This is a genomic window from Bacillus sp. JCM 19034 (genome assembly GCF_001310635.1).
Classification (GTDB): Bacteria; Bacillota; Bacilli; order Bacillales; family Bacillaceae_D; genus Halalkalibacter.
This window is the reverse complement of record NZ_BAXR01000007.1, coordinates 1-13,522: the sequence shown is the minus strand read 5'-3', so window position 1 is coordinate 13,522 and position 13,522 is coordinate 1. Positions and strand designations below refer to the sequence as shown.

At 38.2% G+C, this 13,522-nt stretch carries 12 protein-coding genes, 1 other RNA gene and 1 pseudogene; all 14 read left to right on the top strand.

The window, feature by feature from the left end; genetic code table 11:
- Window positions 1–14 precede the first annotated feature (14 nt).
- The 14 genes and pseudogenes from eno (at window position 15) to ssrA (ending at window position 12,695) form a co-directional block, all read left to right on the top strand.
- Window positions 15–1,307, top strand: a complete 1,293-nt coding sequence (gene eno, locus JCM19034_RS12230) for a phosphopyruvate hydratase (RefSeq protein WP_062050301.1) — start codon at window positions 15–17, stop codon at window positions 1,305–1,307.
- Between the two features lie 204 nt (window positions 1,308–1,511).
- The gene (locus tag JCM19034_RS12225; protein ID WP_062050102.1) at window positions 1,512–2,312 is read left to right on the top strand and encodes a sugar phosphate isomerase/epimerase; all 801 of its coding nucleotides are present in this window, start codon (window positions 1,512–1,514) and stop codon (window positions 2,310–2,312) included.
- Complete coding sequence (locus JCM19034_RS12220; protein ID WP_062050100.1) at window positions 2,309–2,956, top strand: GMC family oxidoreductase; 648 nt, start codon at window positions 2,309–2,311, stop codon at window positions 2,954–2,956. Before JCM19034_RS12225 ends, JCM19034_RS12220 begins: the two co-directional genes overlap by 4 nt.
- Entirely contained in the window at window positions 2,911–3,756 is an 846-nt protein-coding gene (locus JCM19034_RS12215) for a GMC oxidoreductase (protein ID WP_197276401.1), read from the top strand. The genes JCM19034_RS12220 and JCM19034_RS12215 overlap by 46 nt, the downstream gene beginning before the upstream one ends.
- Before the next feature lie 101 nt (window positions 3,757–3,857).
- Complete coding sequence (locus JCM19034_RS24125) at window positions 3,858–4,607, top strand: spore germination protein (protein ID WP_156323972.1); 750 nt, start codon at window positions 3,858–3,860, stop codon at window positions 4,605–4,607.
- Window positions 4,505–5,434 carry a spore germination protein gene (locus JCM19034_RS24120; protein WP_156323971.1) on the top strand — a complete coding sequence of 310 codons (930 nt, stop codon included), beginning with the start codon at window positions 4,505–4,507 and terminating at the stop codon, window positions 5,432–5,434. Before JCM19034_RS24125 ends, JCM19034_RS24120 begins: the two co-directional genes overlap by 103 nt.
- 9 nt (window positions 5,435–5,443) lie before the next feature.
- Window positions 5,444–6,598: a Ger(x)C family spore germination protein gene (locus JCM19034_RS12205; protein WP_062050097.1), complete on the top strand. Its 1,155-nt coding sequence runs from the start codon at window positions 5,444–5,446 to the stop codon at window positions 6,596–6,598.
- Window positions 6,599–6,858: 260 nt separating this feature from the next.
- Window positions 6,859–7,605: a GerAB/ArcD/ProY family transporter gene (locus JCM19034_RS12200; RefSeq protein ID WP_062050095.1), complete on the top strand. Its 747-nt coding sequence runs from the start codon at window positions 6,859–6,861 to the stop codon at window positions 7,603–7,605.
- A complete protein-coding gene (locus tag JCM19034_RS22300; RefSeq protein ID WP_231686935.1) occupies window positions 7,520–8,005 on the top strand; it encodes a GerAB/ArcD/ProY family transporter in 486 nt (161 codons plus the stop codon). The genes JCM19034_RS12200 and JCM19034_RS22300 overlap by 86 nt, the downstream gene beginning before the upstream one ends.
- 133 nt (window positions 8,006–8,138) lie before the next feature.
- Window positions 8,139–8,369, top strand: a complete 231-nt coding sequence (secG, locus tag JCM19034_RS12190) for a preprotein translocase subunit SecG (protein ID WP_062050091.1) — start codon at window positions 8,139–8,141, stop codon at window positions 8,367–8,369.
- Between the two features lie 243 nt (window positions 8,370–8,612).
- Window positions 8,613–9,356 (top strand): carboxylesterase, encoded by a 744-nt coding sequence (locus JCM19034_RS12185; protein WP_062050294.1) that lies wholly within the window; start codon window positions 8,613–8,615, stop codon window positions 9,354–9,356.
- 21 nt (window positions 9,357–9,377) lie between these two features.
- A pseudogene (rnr, locus tag JCM19034_RS12180) lies at window positions 9,378–11,689 on the top strand (ribonuclease R).
- 112 nt (window positions 11,690–11,801) lie between these two features.
- Window positions 11,802–12,269, top strand: a complete 468-nt coding sequence (gene smpB, locus JCM19034_RS12175) for an SsrA-binding protein SmpB (RefSeq protein WP_062050292.1) — start codon at window positions 11,802–11,804, stop codon at window positions 12,267–12,269.
- Between the two features lie 89 nt (window positions 12,270–12,358).
- Window positions 12,359–12,695: a transfer-messenger RNA gene (ssrA, locus tag JCM19034_RS12170) on the top strand.
- The last annotated feature ends 827 nt before the right edge of the window (window positions 12,696–13,522 follow it).

Genomic DNA, 13,522 nt, shown 5'->3' with positions numbered 1-13,522 from the left:
GGAGTGAATGAATGATGACAATGATTACAGATGTTTATGCTCGTGAAGTATTAGATTCTCGTGGTAATCCTACAGTAGAAGTAGAAGTATATCTTGAGTCAGGTGCAATGGGTCGTGCTCTTGTACCAAGTGGTGCGTCAACTGGTGAATATGAAGCAGTTGAGTTACGTGATGGTGGAGAGCGCTACATGGGGAAAGGTGTTCTAAAAGCAGTTGAAAATGTAAATGAAATCATTGCTCCAGAATTAATCGGTATTGATGCTCTTGACCAAGTTGGTATCGACCAATTAATGATTGAGCTTGATGGAACAGAGAACAAAGGAAAATTAGGTGCGAACGCTATTTTAGGTGTATCAATGGCTGTTGCTCATGCAGCTGCTGACGCTTTAGGTGTTCCTTTATACGTATACCTTGGCGGATTCAACTCTAAGCAGCTTCCAGTACCAATGATGAACATCATCAATGGTGGAGAGCATGCAGATAATAACGTTGACATTCAAGAATTTATGGTTATGCCTGTAGGTGCTGAAAACTTCCGCGAAGCTCTTCGTATGGGAGCGGAAATTTTCCATAACCTTAAAGCTGTACTTAAAGGAAAAGGCTATAACACAGCAGTAGGTGACGAAGGTGGTTTCGCACCAAACTTATCTTCAAATGAAGAGGCTCTTTCAACAATCATCGAAGCGATTGAAAAAGCAGGCTTTAAGCCTGGCGAAGAAGTAAAGCTTGCTATGGACGTTGCTGCTTCTGAAATTTACAACAAAGAAGATGGGAAATACCATTTAGCAGGAGAAGGTAAGAGCTTGACTGCAGAAGAAATGGTAAACTTCTACGAAGAGCTTGTTTCAAAATATCCAATTATCTCAATCGAAGATGGTCTTGACGAAAACGATTGGGAGGGCTTTAAGCTTCTAACTGAACGTCTAGGTGACAAAGTTCAGCTTGTTGGTGATGACTTATTCGTTACAAACACGAAGAAGCTTGCTGAAGGTATCGAAAAAGGAATTGGTAACTCCATTTTAATTAAAGTAAACCAAATCGGTACATTAACAGAAACATTTGAAGCAATTGAAATGGCGAAGCGTGCAGGTTACACTGCTGTTATCTCTCACCGTTCTGGTGAAACAGAAGATGCAACAATCGCTGATATCGCTGTTGCTACTAACGCTGGTCAAATCAAGACTGGTGCTCCTTCACGAACTGACCGTGTAGCGAAGTATAACCAACTTCTTCGCATTGAAGACGAGCTTGCAAGTGTGGCAACATATGGCGGTCTGACGTCATTCTATAACTTAAAAAATAAATAATTAGATGTTGCTAAAGCCTTAAGAGGGATGAATGATCTCTCTTAAGGCTTTTTTGAATGGTGAGGTATCAGGTGCGAATTCGGTAAGAAATCAAGAGGAACCCTGCATTAATGAGAGAGAAGGAAACTTCATTATTGTAGTTCTAAATGCATCTATTCATTGATACAAATAAATAATGAGCCATTTCAGAAGAGGTGACAAACGATGCGTTTTCGTTATAATGGAAATCGCTTATCTGAGACTGAACCAGCCCCACCAGGTATTCAACTTTACTCTGTTCGAAAAGAATTTGAATCACAGCCACTACAAACGTTAAGAGAACTATCTTCAATGGGGTATAAAACAGTGGAGTTTGCTGGATTTTATAATATACCTGCTGAAATAATGAATAGATACTTGCAAGATGCAGTTTTGAAAGCTCCTTCCGCACATATTCCCTATGAGGATTTAATCAACGATTTACACGGTCAAATTAATTATGCAAAAGTGATCGGATTACAATATATCGTTATCCCCTGGATGGATCCTAGTCATCTCCAAAATGAAGCAAGGCTCCATCAATTGAGCAAATCGTTAAAGGAAATAGCTAAAAACATCATAGATGCTGGTTTACAATTGGCTTATCACAATCATCTAGAAGAATTTGAACGCTTGCCAACAGGTGAACTTATTATTGATCGTCTTCTTGATGAGGTAGGCAATAACATGAAGTTAGAAATTGATTTGTATTGGACGTATAAAGCAGGTTTCTCCCTGTTAGAAATATTAGAAAAATACAAAGGTCAAGTTCCGCTCGTCCATATAAAAGAAATGAATGAAGAAGGAGAAACAACTGAGTTAAATCATGGTGTCATTGACTATCGATTTGTATTGAAGCAACTTGAACGCTTCGGAGTTGATTATTATTTTGTAGAACAGGAGCATTTCAGCCGTCCGCCATTAGAGAGTGCTAAGCAAAATAGTGACTTTATTAAAAAGTGGAGGGGGAGGAATCGTTACAAATGAATCAAAACTCTTTTTCTCAGTTTGAAGAATGGCAAATAAACAACATTCCAACATGTCCGCAAGATCGACCTGATGAGCCATTACATACGTGGGTATCCTTAACTCCGATTGAAGAAATGGCCGAACAGGAATATGATCTAATCATTGTTGGAACGGGTGCTGGTGGGAGTGCGGTAACATGGAAAATTGCCCAAGAAGAAGGGTTAGCAGATAAAAAAGTAGCGATCGTTGAAGCGGGGGGACTATATATCCCCACACATGTTAATAATATTCCAACGCTAGAAGGAAGACAGGATGCATATCGTTTTAATGATGATATAAGTCGTCCAATTGGTGAACCAGATTTACCAGCAACGAAAGAGTTAATCGGTTTTGGTGGTAAAGCTATCATTTGGGGTGGTGTCTCTGTCCGCTTTCAACCGTTTGAGTTTACATTTTGGCCAATATCATATGACGATATTGAACCATATTACGAACTTGCTGAACAGCTTTTATATGTACAAGAACCATCAACAACTGCGGAAACAAATTTGTTTCTACAGCAATTATGGCAAGCGAACTATCCAGCTCATATTATGCCTTTTGCGGCAAGACTAGAATGGCAGGAGGAAGAGCTCTTCCGGATGTGTTTTCTAGTTCTTTAACGCTAATTGGAGCTGCTTTAGGTGAAAGAGAGTTTGATATTGCTATCCACTCTCCTGTTCAAAAGGTGTTAATGAATGGTGATCAAGTTCAAGGTGTTGAGGTAGTCGATCGTTATAAACGTAGCCATCAAATTAGATCAAAAAGAGTAGTATTAGCTGCAAATACCTTTCAAACTCCTCGTATATTGCTACAATCATCGCTTACCCATGTACCCGTCGGTCATTATTTAACGAAACATACATTTTTCAAAATGAAAGCTTTCACCTCAGAAGAAGTTGGAGATCTATTCTCTGAAATGACACCGTGCTTTATACGTCAGCGGCCTGAGGCTCCGTATTTCGTTCAAGTTTTTCCTGAAGCTGATAGACAAGTAGGGTTTTACGGATTTTCAAAGGTACTCTCACGTTTTAGAAATAGAGTGACAATAAAAAATAATAAAATAGTAACCTTTTATCAAAGTAGCCCGCTAGATAAGCAAATTCTTAAGAAAGCATTAACTGACACAGAAAAAATGATTCAAACAATTGGAGCGGAAATTGGGGTAGACGTCGAGAAGGATGAACCTCTTTGTTTAACGGTTCCTGGTAGTGATTATCATGAATCTGGAACGTGTCGAATGGGAATCGATCCAGCTCATTCGGTTGTCGATTCAACATGTGCTGTTCACGGAGTTAAAGGGCTATGGATAGCAGATAATAGTGTATTACCTAGTCTAGGTGCGAACCCAACTTTAACAACGATATCTTTGAGTTTGCGTACAGGAGATACCATTATTAAAGATTTATTAAATCATACCTAATAAAGGTGCTTCGCATTTTTATTAGGTATGTTTTGCATGAATTTTACATAAGATGCTCATGCTAACATTAAGAAAAGAAGTACAAACGAGGAGTAGACGGCATGAGTCCACGTCGAAACGGTTGGCGAATTAAGCAAAAAAAAGGTGTAACGAAAAAAGAACAGCTTATTGATGATTCTGTAAAACAGTTAAAAAGGATCGACAGTGATTTAACGGAAAGTCGAGCCAGGCTGGATAAAACGTTTAAAGATAGTGCAGATATAAATTTTAATGATTACCAATTTGGGCCACAATTAAAAATTAAGGCGTTCATTGTACATTGTCAGACACTTGTCCAACAAGAAACGGTGAATTATGTTAAGTCAATATTACAAGATGTTGTCAAACATGAAGTTGGTCCAGCGAATCAAATTACTCTGGAACAACTTAAACACTTCATTAAAAATAATGGGGTTACGAATGAAACGCCTGAACTTATTAATGACTATGAAGAAGCTACAACAAAGGTTTTGGCTGGTTATTTTGTTCTCTTTATAAATGGCTGGGATCAAGCCTTAGCATTTGAAGCGTTATCGATTGAAGGTAGATCTGTTGGTGAACCTTCATCAGAATCAGTTGTTAGAGGTCCGCATACAGGAACGGTCGAAGATTTAAAAGTAAATATTGGGCTTATTCGCTCAAGAATGCAATCCAAACATTTAAAGCTAAAGACTTTACACGTCGGCGAAGTGACTAGAACAGAAATAGCATATATGTATGTAGAAGGGGCAGTGGATCGAGAGGTTTTAGAAGAGTTTCAAAGACGGATAGAAAAGGTGAAGGATTTAGATATATTAGAGACTTCATTTTAGAGGAGTTAATAGAAGACTCTACATTTTCTCCTTTTCCTCAATATCGATATACAGAACGTCCCGATACGGCAACAGCTGCACTATTAGATGGAAAAATCATTGTGCTCGTTCATGGGACAGGTGCGATGTTAATATGTCCAGCTCTTTACTTAGAGTTGTTCCAATCTGTAGAAGATTATTACCAGCGTTCGTTTGTATCAACAGCTATTCGATTAATGAGGTTTATTGCTGTAATTATCGCGTTAACGTTACCAAGTGTATACATAGCATTGTCGACTTTTCACCCTGAAATGATCCCATCAATATTACTTCTGGCGATTATTAATACGCGAGAAGGAATTCCATTTCCCGCACTAATTGAAGCGATAATTATGCTTTTCTTCTTTGAATTAATGCGTGAAGCGGGAGTTCGTATGCCCAAGCCTGTTGGACAAGCAGTGAGCATCGTAGGGGCTTTGATCATTGGAGAGGCAGCTATCCAGGCGGGGATTGCTTCACCAATTATGGTCGTAGTTGTTGCCTTAACAGGGATTTCCTCATTTGCAATCCCTCAGTATAACTTAGCTACCGCTTACCGTATTTTACAGTTTCCCCTTATGTTCTTAGCTGCAACGCTAGGGGGATTTGGTATTATGGTTGGTTTGCTTTTAATTTTATTACATTTAAGCTCTTTAAGATCATTAGGGGTACCTTATTTGGCACCATTTGCTCCTTTAAGGCCACAAAAGCTTAGAGATGCATTTATTCGTGTGCCAATAAGATACCTGTTGGAATCACCTCGTAACCGTAAAAAGCACCAGTTTCCACATACATCGGATGAGAAATGAGGGTATGTTATGAAACGGATTATGATCATGATTGTTCTTCTCCTACTCGCAGGATGTTGGGATCAAAGAGAGTTAATGGAGAGAGCATTTATTTTAGGTGCAGCGATTGATGAAACTGAAGAACAGCTTGAACTAACCGTTCAACTTTATCGACCGACAAAGGTTGGCCCAGAAGGTGGTGAATCGGATAGAGAACCTGCCACTTTTACAGTTGAAAGTAAATCAATATCAGAAGGGGCCAGAAATCTTGTCAATTATTTCGGTCGTAGGGGAAATTGGAGCCATATGCAAATCATTGTTATTGGAGAAGAAACGGCAAGAGATCGCCATTTTAATGATATACTTGCTTTCTTTTATCGTGAGCAAGAACCACGTGCAACAACGAATTTAGTCATTGGAAAAGGTAAAGGTCGTGATTATTTAGAAATTGAGCCGTTGTTTGACTTTTCCTCTAGCAGACAGCTTAGAGAGTTACAAAAAATTTCCCATGACGAAGCTGGTAACACTTTAGATACAACGTTGCATGAATTAAGTTTACAACTACAAAGTCAGCTAGAGGTTGCACTAGTTCCATTAGTAAAAAAAGAGGTAGAAGAAACAATCGAGACTGCTTCCTTAATCGGGGTGGCAGTTCTACAAAATGGATTGATGGTCGATGAATTAAATGGAACACAAACTCAGCACGTATTAGTACTTCGTGAGCAATTTGAACGTGGAGTTTGGAAAATACCGTGCAAACATGAGGAACAAGAAGCTATGATTGAATCCGATAACATTGATCTAATTAAAACAAATACACGTGTTTCACCAACAATTGAAGGTGAGCAATTATTAGTAGACGTGGTCATTGAGTTGGATGCAATGATACGTGAACTTATGTGTGAAACCGTTTTAGAAACAGATGAAGAAATCAATGCATATTCCAGAAAAATTGAAGAAACAGTTAAAACAGACTTGGAAAAAACGATAAAAGAACTGAAAGAGAAAAAAATTGATGTTCTTAATTTAGGGAATGAAATTTATAAAAACAACCCTGATCAGTGGGATGAGGTTAAGGGTGATTGGGATGAGTATTTTGGAAATGCTCAATTTTCCTTTAACATAAATGTCCGAGTAGTTGGCTCAGGGCTCGTAGACTTTAAACCATTTATGGAAGCAGATTAGGTGATGATTCATGACAACTAAATTGATTTTAGTGTTTATATTATTTCTAATCTTATTAATGCATGACGGTCCGAAGCTAAAAACAAAAAGTCGTAAAATAAAAAATGATCTATACCATGATCATACTAGTCTCATTCTATTTAAGTATTGATTTTATCATGATCTTAGATTTATACAATGTCGTTGATTTACTACATGATGTGATGTTTCAGCCTGCAAATCAAATTGTAAATTGGTTGAAAGCTGAATAGGAGGGAAGGATGAAGCGTTCAAAGGAAATAGTTAGTGACCATCAGATGTCGTTTATATTTCTTTGCTATATGATTGGCTCTGCATTAGTGAATATTCCTTCCCCTCTTATCGGAAATGCGGGGAATGCAGCTTGGATTTCTTTGATTCTCGCATCTGTCATTAGCCTTGGTTTGTTATATGTTATATTCTATTTAAATAAAGTATATAAAGGTAAGACGTTTGTAGAGTATTCAAGAGAGATTTATGGAAAATGGCTATCTCATATCTTTCATATTTTATTATTCTTTTTGTTACTTATTATGATCTCGAATATTATTTTAGACGTTGGTATGTTTTTACACAATACAGTTATGCGGGAAACACCTTTATACATTTTCCAAGTTTTTATCTTATTTGTGGCAGCGTTAACGGTATTTTGTGGCTTTGAAGTAATAGGACGTATGTTTACGATGCTGCTTCTGTTTGTATTGTTAGTGTTAGGGTTATTTCTTGTCACAATTATTCCAGCGATTGAGCCGGAATATGTATTACCTCTCATACCCGAAGGTTGGGGGGCTGTTTTCCAGGGTGTTTACTTCGTATATGGGTTTCCCTATAGTGAGGTGATTTTTGTTTGCTATTTTGCTCCCTTTTTCTCGACAAAAAGAAGCAGGTACGCTAAAACGGGGTATGATCATTGCTCACATCGTTACGACGGGGCTTCTACTCACAACAGTAATCATTTCGATCATGGTATTAGGCCCTATTGGAGCTAAAATTAAATATTCCTTGTTTTATATTTCAACTTTAATTGATGTTCACGATATCCTTACACGGATCGAAGCGGTTATGGCAATGAGCTGGATCATCGGCTCCTATATGAAGGCATCGATTGTGCTTTACATGATTTATGTCCTTTTTAACGGAATGGTTGGTGAAAAGGAGACGAAAATATTTGTCTTTCCTTTATCGATTTTATGCTTTTTTATGTCCGTTACGTTATATAGACATGAGTTAGAATTCGTGGAGAATGTGGGGATTATTTGGCCATTATTTATAACAATTGTAGCAGTTATCCCAATTGTCTTAATGGCATGTATAACAATGATTAAAAAAAGGTGGAAAAAGAAAACTGATAATGGCACTATGAAGAAAGACCAATATACGACAACTTGATCGTTACAAAATTCAATCATCGCACACGTCTGTCATGCTTCAAGACTGAAAATAATTATTTTTCCTGTTGTAGAATAGACGTGCTTTATGCTACATTATAAATAGTGTGTATTTGTCGTGGAGGTGTAAGATTGTGCAACTATTATCAATTGTTCTACTTATCATTGTATCGATTTTATTAATTGGGGTTGTATTGCTACAATCTGGAAGAAGTGCTGGGCTGTCAGGTTCAATCTCTGGTGGAGCGGAACAGTTAGTTGGAAAGCAGAAAGCACGCGGACTAGATGCCGTGTTAATTCGGGCAACAGTTGTGCTTTCAGTTTTATTCTTTGTTCTAACGGTAACAGTAGCATTTTTCCTTTAATGAATGAAGCGGTAGGTGATTAAACACCTGCCGTTTTTCTGTATAAAAGTTCGATATTTTCTAAGTATAGCTAATTAAAAATCTTTCTTACATAAAGAGTGAAGTAAGCAAAATAGGAGACAGCGTTGCTAATAAACGCATGAAGCGTATAAGGAAAAATGCTAACGCTTTTCTCTTATACGGTTAGATTGAGTGATTATGGGGAAAAGTTATAGTGAGGAACGATGGAATGAAGGTGTTAGGATGAGGACTGTAGTGCCAAAATCATTTATGTTTGAGGGTGGCGAACGTGCTGTATTGCTTTTACATGGATTTACTGGGACAACTGCTGATGTAAGGATGTTAGGTCGTTTTTTGCAGAAAAAAGGCTATACAGCACATGCCCCGCTTTATAAGGGACACGGTGTTGCTCCAGAATTCCTTCTAGAGGTAGAACCCAATGATTGGTGGCAAAATGCCCAACAAGGATATACGTATTTACAAGAACAAGGATATAAAAAAATAGCCGTAGCAGGCTTATCGCTTGGTGGACTTTTAAGTTTAAAGCTTGCTCAATCATATTCAGTTGTCGGTGTTATTCCGATGTGTGCTCCAATGAAACAAAGAACGGAGCGTTCTATTTATGATGGAATGATACATTATGCAAAGCAATATAAAGAGCGGGAAAATAAATCAGGTGACCAAATTAAAGGAGAACTAGAGAGGTTTCGCGAAGGTTCATTAAATCTAATTTCCACTTTACGGTTGGAAATGGATCGTGTGAAACGTTCGCTTGAGATGGTAACGAGCCCGGCTTTAGTCATTCAAGCGCGTCATGATGAAATGATTGATGTAAATAGTGCCAATGTTATTTTTGAACAGATTGGCTCGAAGATTAAAGAAATCAAATGGTATGAAGAATCTACCCATGTCATTACATTAGGAAAAGAAAAAGATCAACTCCATGAAGATATTTATCATTTTTTAGAGCGATTACAGTGGGGTTGATTTCAATAAGAGGTGAAAAACATGAATGAAGAAAAAATCCAGGAACTGACGGCTTTTTTCCAAGAGGCGGAAAAACCGTTACTGATGAATGAAATTGAAGAAGCGTTAAACGTTAATGGTAGTGAAGAGTTTAAAGAATTGGTGAAAGTGTTAAATGAAATGGAAGAACGTGGCTTGCTCGTGCGAACGAGAACAAATCGCTATGGAGTTCCCGAAAAGATGAATTTAATACGAGGAAAAGTCCAAAGTCATGCTAAGGCTTTGCCTTTATTATCCCTGAACAACCAGGAGAAGATGATGTATACGTATCGCAAGCTGATTTAAAAAGTGCGATGAACCGTGATACGGTACTCGTTCGACTTCATCAGCAATCATCAGGTTCACGTCCAGAAGGACAAGTTGTGCGAATTTTGGAAAGAGGAGTGACAACGACGGTTGGAACGTTCGTTGATCAAAAGTCATATGGTTTTGTTGTTGCTGATGATAAGCGGATTACAAATGATATTTTTATTCCAAAAGAAGAGAAAAATGGGGCAATTGATGGCCATAAAGTTGTCGTAGAAATTACGAAATATCCTGAAGGTCGAATGAGTGCTGAAGGTAGTGTTATAAAGGTTCTAGGACATAAAAACGACCCAGGGATGGATATTTTATCGATCATTTATAAATATGGTATTCCTACAGAATTTCCAGATGAAGTGCTTGAGCAAGCAAATGCTGTACCAGATGAAATTGATCCAGCTGATTTACATGGTCGACGCGATTTGCGTAATGAGACGATTGTGACTATTGATGGGGCAGACGCGAAAGATTTAGATGACGCCGTACAAGTGAAATTGCTTGATAATGGCCATTATTTGCTTGGTGTTCATATTGCCGATGTGTCTCATTATGTGAAGGAAGGTTCACCAATTGATGTAGAAGCAAGTGAACGAGCAACGAGTGTTTATCTTGTTGATCGTGTCATTCCAATGATTCCTCATCGTTTATCAAATGGGATTTGTAGTTTAAATCCGAAAGTAGATCGTTTAACATTGTCTTGTGAAATGGAAATCACTCCGCAAGGTCAAGTAGTGAAGCATGATATTTTCCAAAGTGTGATCAAAACAACTGAGCGAATGACATATGCAGATGTAAATAAAATATTAGTTGATAAAGATGAGGAAACGAGAGCTCACTACAAGGAGCTTGTGCCATTTTTCGAATTAATGGAAGAGCTTGCTGCCATTTTACGAAAAAAACGCTTTGATCGTGGTGCGATTGATTTTGATTTTAATGAGTCAAAAGTACTTGTAAATGAGGAAGGTGAACCGACAGATGTTGTCATACGAACACGTTCGGTCGCTGAAAAATTAATTGAGGAGTTTATGCTAGCAGCAAACGAATCAATTGCTGAACATTTCCACTGGTTAAAGCTTCCGTTCGTCTACAGAATTCATGAAGACCCGGATGCGGAAAAGCTAACAAAATTTCTTGAGTTTATTACGAACTTTGGCTATGTCGTTCGTGGTAATGCAAATACCGTTCATCCTCGTGCCTTACAAATGCTTCTTGAAGAAGTGAGAGGAGAACCGGAAGAGACGGTTATAAGTACTGTTATGCTAAGGTCGATGAAGCAAGCAAAATATGATGTAAACAGTATAGGACATTTCGGCTTGTCGACAGAATTTTATACGCACTTTACTTCACCGATTCGCCGTTATCCAGATTTGCTCGTCCATCGACTTATACGTGAGTATTTAATAAAAGGCAATGTCGATGATAAAACACAGGAAAAAATGCGTGAAATCTTACCAGATCTAACGAGACACGCCTCAGAAATGGAACGTCGTGCTGTAGAAGCAGAACGTGACACAGATAATGTGAAAAAAGCACAGTTTATGAGTAACAAAATCGGTGAGACGTTCACCGGAATTATTAGCAGTGTAACGAATTTTGGCTTATTCGTGGAATTGGAAAATACAATTGAAGGACTAGTTCATGTTAGCTATTTAACCGACGATTATTACCGCTTTGATGAGCGGCAGTACGCGATGATCGGTGAACGTACTGGACAAGTGTTCCGAATTGGTGATGAAATTGAAGTGCGTGTCGCAACTGTAAATGTTGATGAAGCGTCCATTGATTTCGAAATCGTTGGTATGAAGCCACGAGCTCGTCGTGAAGGGCGTGATCGACCGAAAGTGATCGTCGGTGGAAAACGTGAGAGCAAAAACGGTTTGAAGCTAAATGAAAAGAGTAAGCAAGAAAACGGAGTTAAAAAGAATAAGAAGAAAAAGTTTTTTGAAAATGCACCAAGCTTTAAGCGGAAGAAAAAGAAACGGCGGAAATAAGAGAGGGCTACATTTTCTGTGCCTTTAATAAACGTTTTGGAAATTGACGCCTTTTCATCTGCTTGCTATCATATAAGCATGTCGCATGAAAAAAGGGTGTTTGAAAATGGCAATGAACGATAAGGACGCAAATGTGATTGCTCAAAATAAACGGGCGAGACATGATTATTTTATAGAAGAAACATTTGAAGCTGGAATCGTGTTAAAGGGGACGGAAATTAAATCAATTCGTGCAGGGCGTATGAATTTAAAAGATTCTTTCGCCCGAGTTTCAAACGGAGAAGCATACTTGCACAATGCCCATATTAGTGAATATGAGCAAGGAAACCGCTATAACCACGACCCAGTTAGAGCACGGAAGCTCTTGCTGCATAAAAAAGAAATTAGCCAGCTCATCGGTCAAACGCAGCAAAAAGGTTATTCACTCGTTCCGTTAAAAGTTTATTTAAAAAACGGGTTCGCGAAAGTGTTAATCGGGCTGGCAAAAGGGAAAAAGAATTACGATAAACGAGAAACTCTTAAACGCAAAGATGCCAAACGCGAAGTAGAGCGTGCACTAAAAGATCGGATCAATGGATAATAATTACCAGTTGAAACGTGAGCTAGCTATGTTATAATTAGAAGTCCAGAGCGAAATGAGGTTCTGGATTTCTTAAAATACGGGGACGTTTTGGATTCGACAGGGATAGGTCGTGCTTACGTGGCGAGCCGAGGGGGTCGGCCTCGTTAAAACGCCAAAGCCAATTAACTGGCAAAGAAAACAATAACTTCGCAGTAGCTGCCTAATAGCACTCTGCGGTTCCGCCTCCATCGCCCATGTGGTAGGATACGGGACTCACTTTAAGTGGGCTACGCCGGTTACCCTCCGTCTGAGGGTGAAGGAAGAGATTAATCAGACTAGCCACAAGGAAGCCTGTTGCTGGGCCGAATTGTCGGCGAAATGCTAATACAGTGACTACGCTCGTAGAAGCGTAAGTGTCGTTATTTCTGGACGTGGGTTCGATTAGAAATGGTCGCCTTATGTGGTAACACATAAGTGATAACTTGGCTTTATCGATGAACTCTAAGTCATCTACTATGATGATATGACAACATCGAGCGGTATGTGGAGCGATCCAACAGCCGTGTATCGACTTATAGGCTACCCTCGTTGGTAGTACTAGGATGAAGCATCCTGCACTTAGCAAATACACATGCTTCATAACACGCCAAGGGACTTGAAATATCTCAAGTTCAAGATATAGTCAGTGCCACTTGCGAAAGCGTGGAAATACATGTCCCACCGTCTCCACCAAAATTAACTTGAACACCTAAAACGTATTTTGTGACTTGAAGCACAAGTTTGCCTAAGTGGCAACAATATGCTTTATAAAACTTTAGGTAAGTATATGCTTTATATCCTGTTAGTGTATTTAAAATCTTAACTTTAAAAATGTGTTTGTAAAATATAAAAGACTGATTTTAACTATTTCAAAGTTAAAATCAGTCTTTTATATTTATAAATTATTTCTCTGAAGCTGACCATTACTTGAATCATTTTTTTGTTTGGCTGTTTTCGTATAGATTGTTGCTAATAATGGTGTCATTAGCAATTGATTTAGTTTTAACTAACGAGGCAGTTTAATTTAATAAATTAAAACTAACGAAATATGGGTTTAAAGATAAAATATATGTATTAAATGCAGGCTAAGGGGATGATTTCATTTGTTTGAAACAGAAAGATGTTTCATAAATTCTTTTAAAAAAACGGATTATGCTGATGTTAAAAAACTATTTGTGAATCAAGATGTGAGAAAATTCCTAGGTGGTATACGGGATGAAGAATCAATTCAA

Excerpts from the sequence above, each read along its gene's own strand:
- JCM19034_RS12185 (WP_062050294.1), top strand. The coding sequence starts at position 8,613 with ATGAGGACTGTAGTGCCAAAATCATTTATGTTTGAGGGTGGCGAACGT.
- JCM19034_RS12220 (WP_062050100.1), top strand. The coding sequence starts at position 2,309 with ATGAATCAAAACTCTTTTTCTCAGTTTGAAGAATGGCAAATAAACAAC.
- eno (WP_062050301.1), top strand. The coding sequence starts at position 15 with ATGACAATGATTACAGATGTTTATGCTCGTGAAGTATTAGATTCTCGT.
- JCM19034_RS12205 (WP_062050097.1), top strand. The coding sequence starts at position 5,444 with ATGAAACGGATTATGATCATGATTGTTCTTCTCCTACTCGCAGGATGT.
- JCM19034_RS24125 (WP_156323972.1), top strand. The coding sequence starts at position 3,858 with ATGAGTCCACGTCGAAACGGTTGGCGAATTAAGCAAAAAAAAGGTGTA.
- JCM19034_RS12225 (WP_062050102.1), top strand. The coding sequence starts at position 1,512 with ATGCGTTTTCGTTATAATGGAAATCGCTTATCTGAGACTGAACCAGCC.
- JCM19034_RS12200 (WP_062050095.1), top strand. The coding sequence starts at position 6,859 with ATGAAGCGTTCAAAGGAAATAGTTAGTGACCATCAGATGTCGTTTATA.
- JCM19034_RS22300 (WP_231686935.1), top strand. The coding sequence starts at position 7,520 with ATGATCATTGCTCACATCGTTACGACGGGGCTTCTACTCACAACAGTA.
- smpB (WP_062050292.1), top strand. The coding sequence starts at position 11,802 with ATGAACGATAAGGACGCAAATGTGATTGCTCAAAATAAACGGGCGAGA.
- JCM19034_RS12215 (WP_197276401.1), top strand. The coding sequence starts at position 2,911 with ATGGCAGGAGGAAGAGCTCTTCCGGATGTGTTTTCTAGTTCTTTAACG.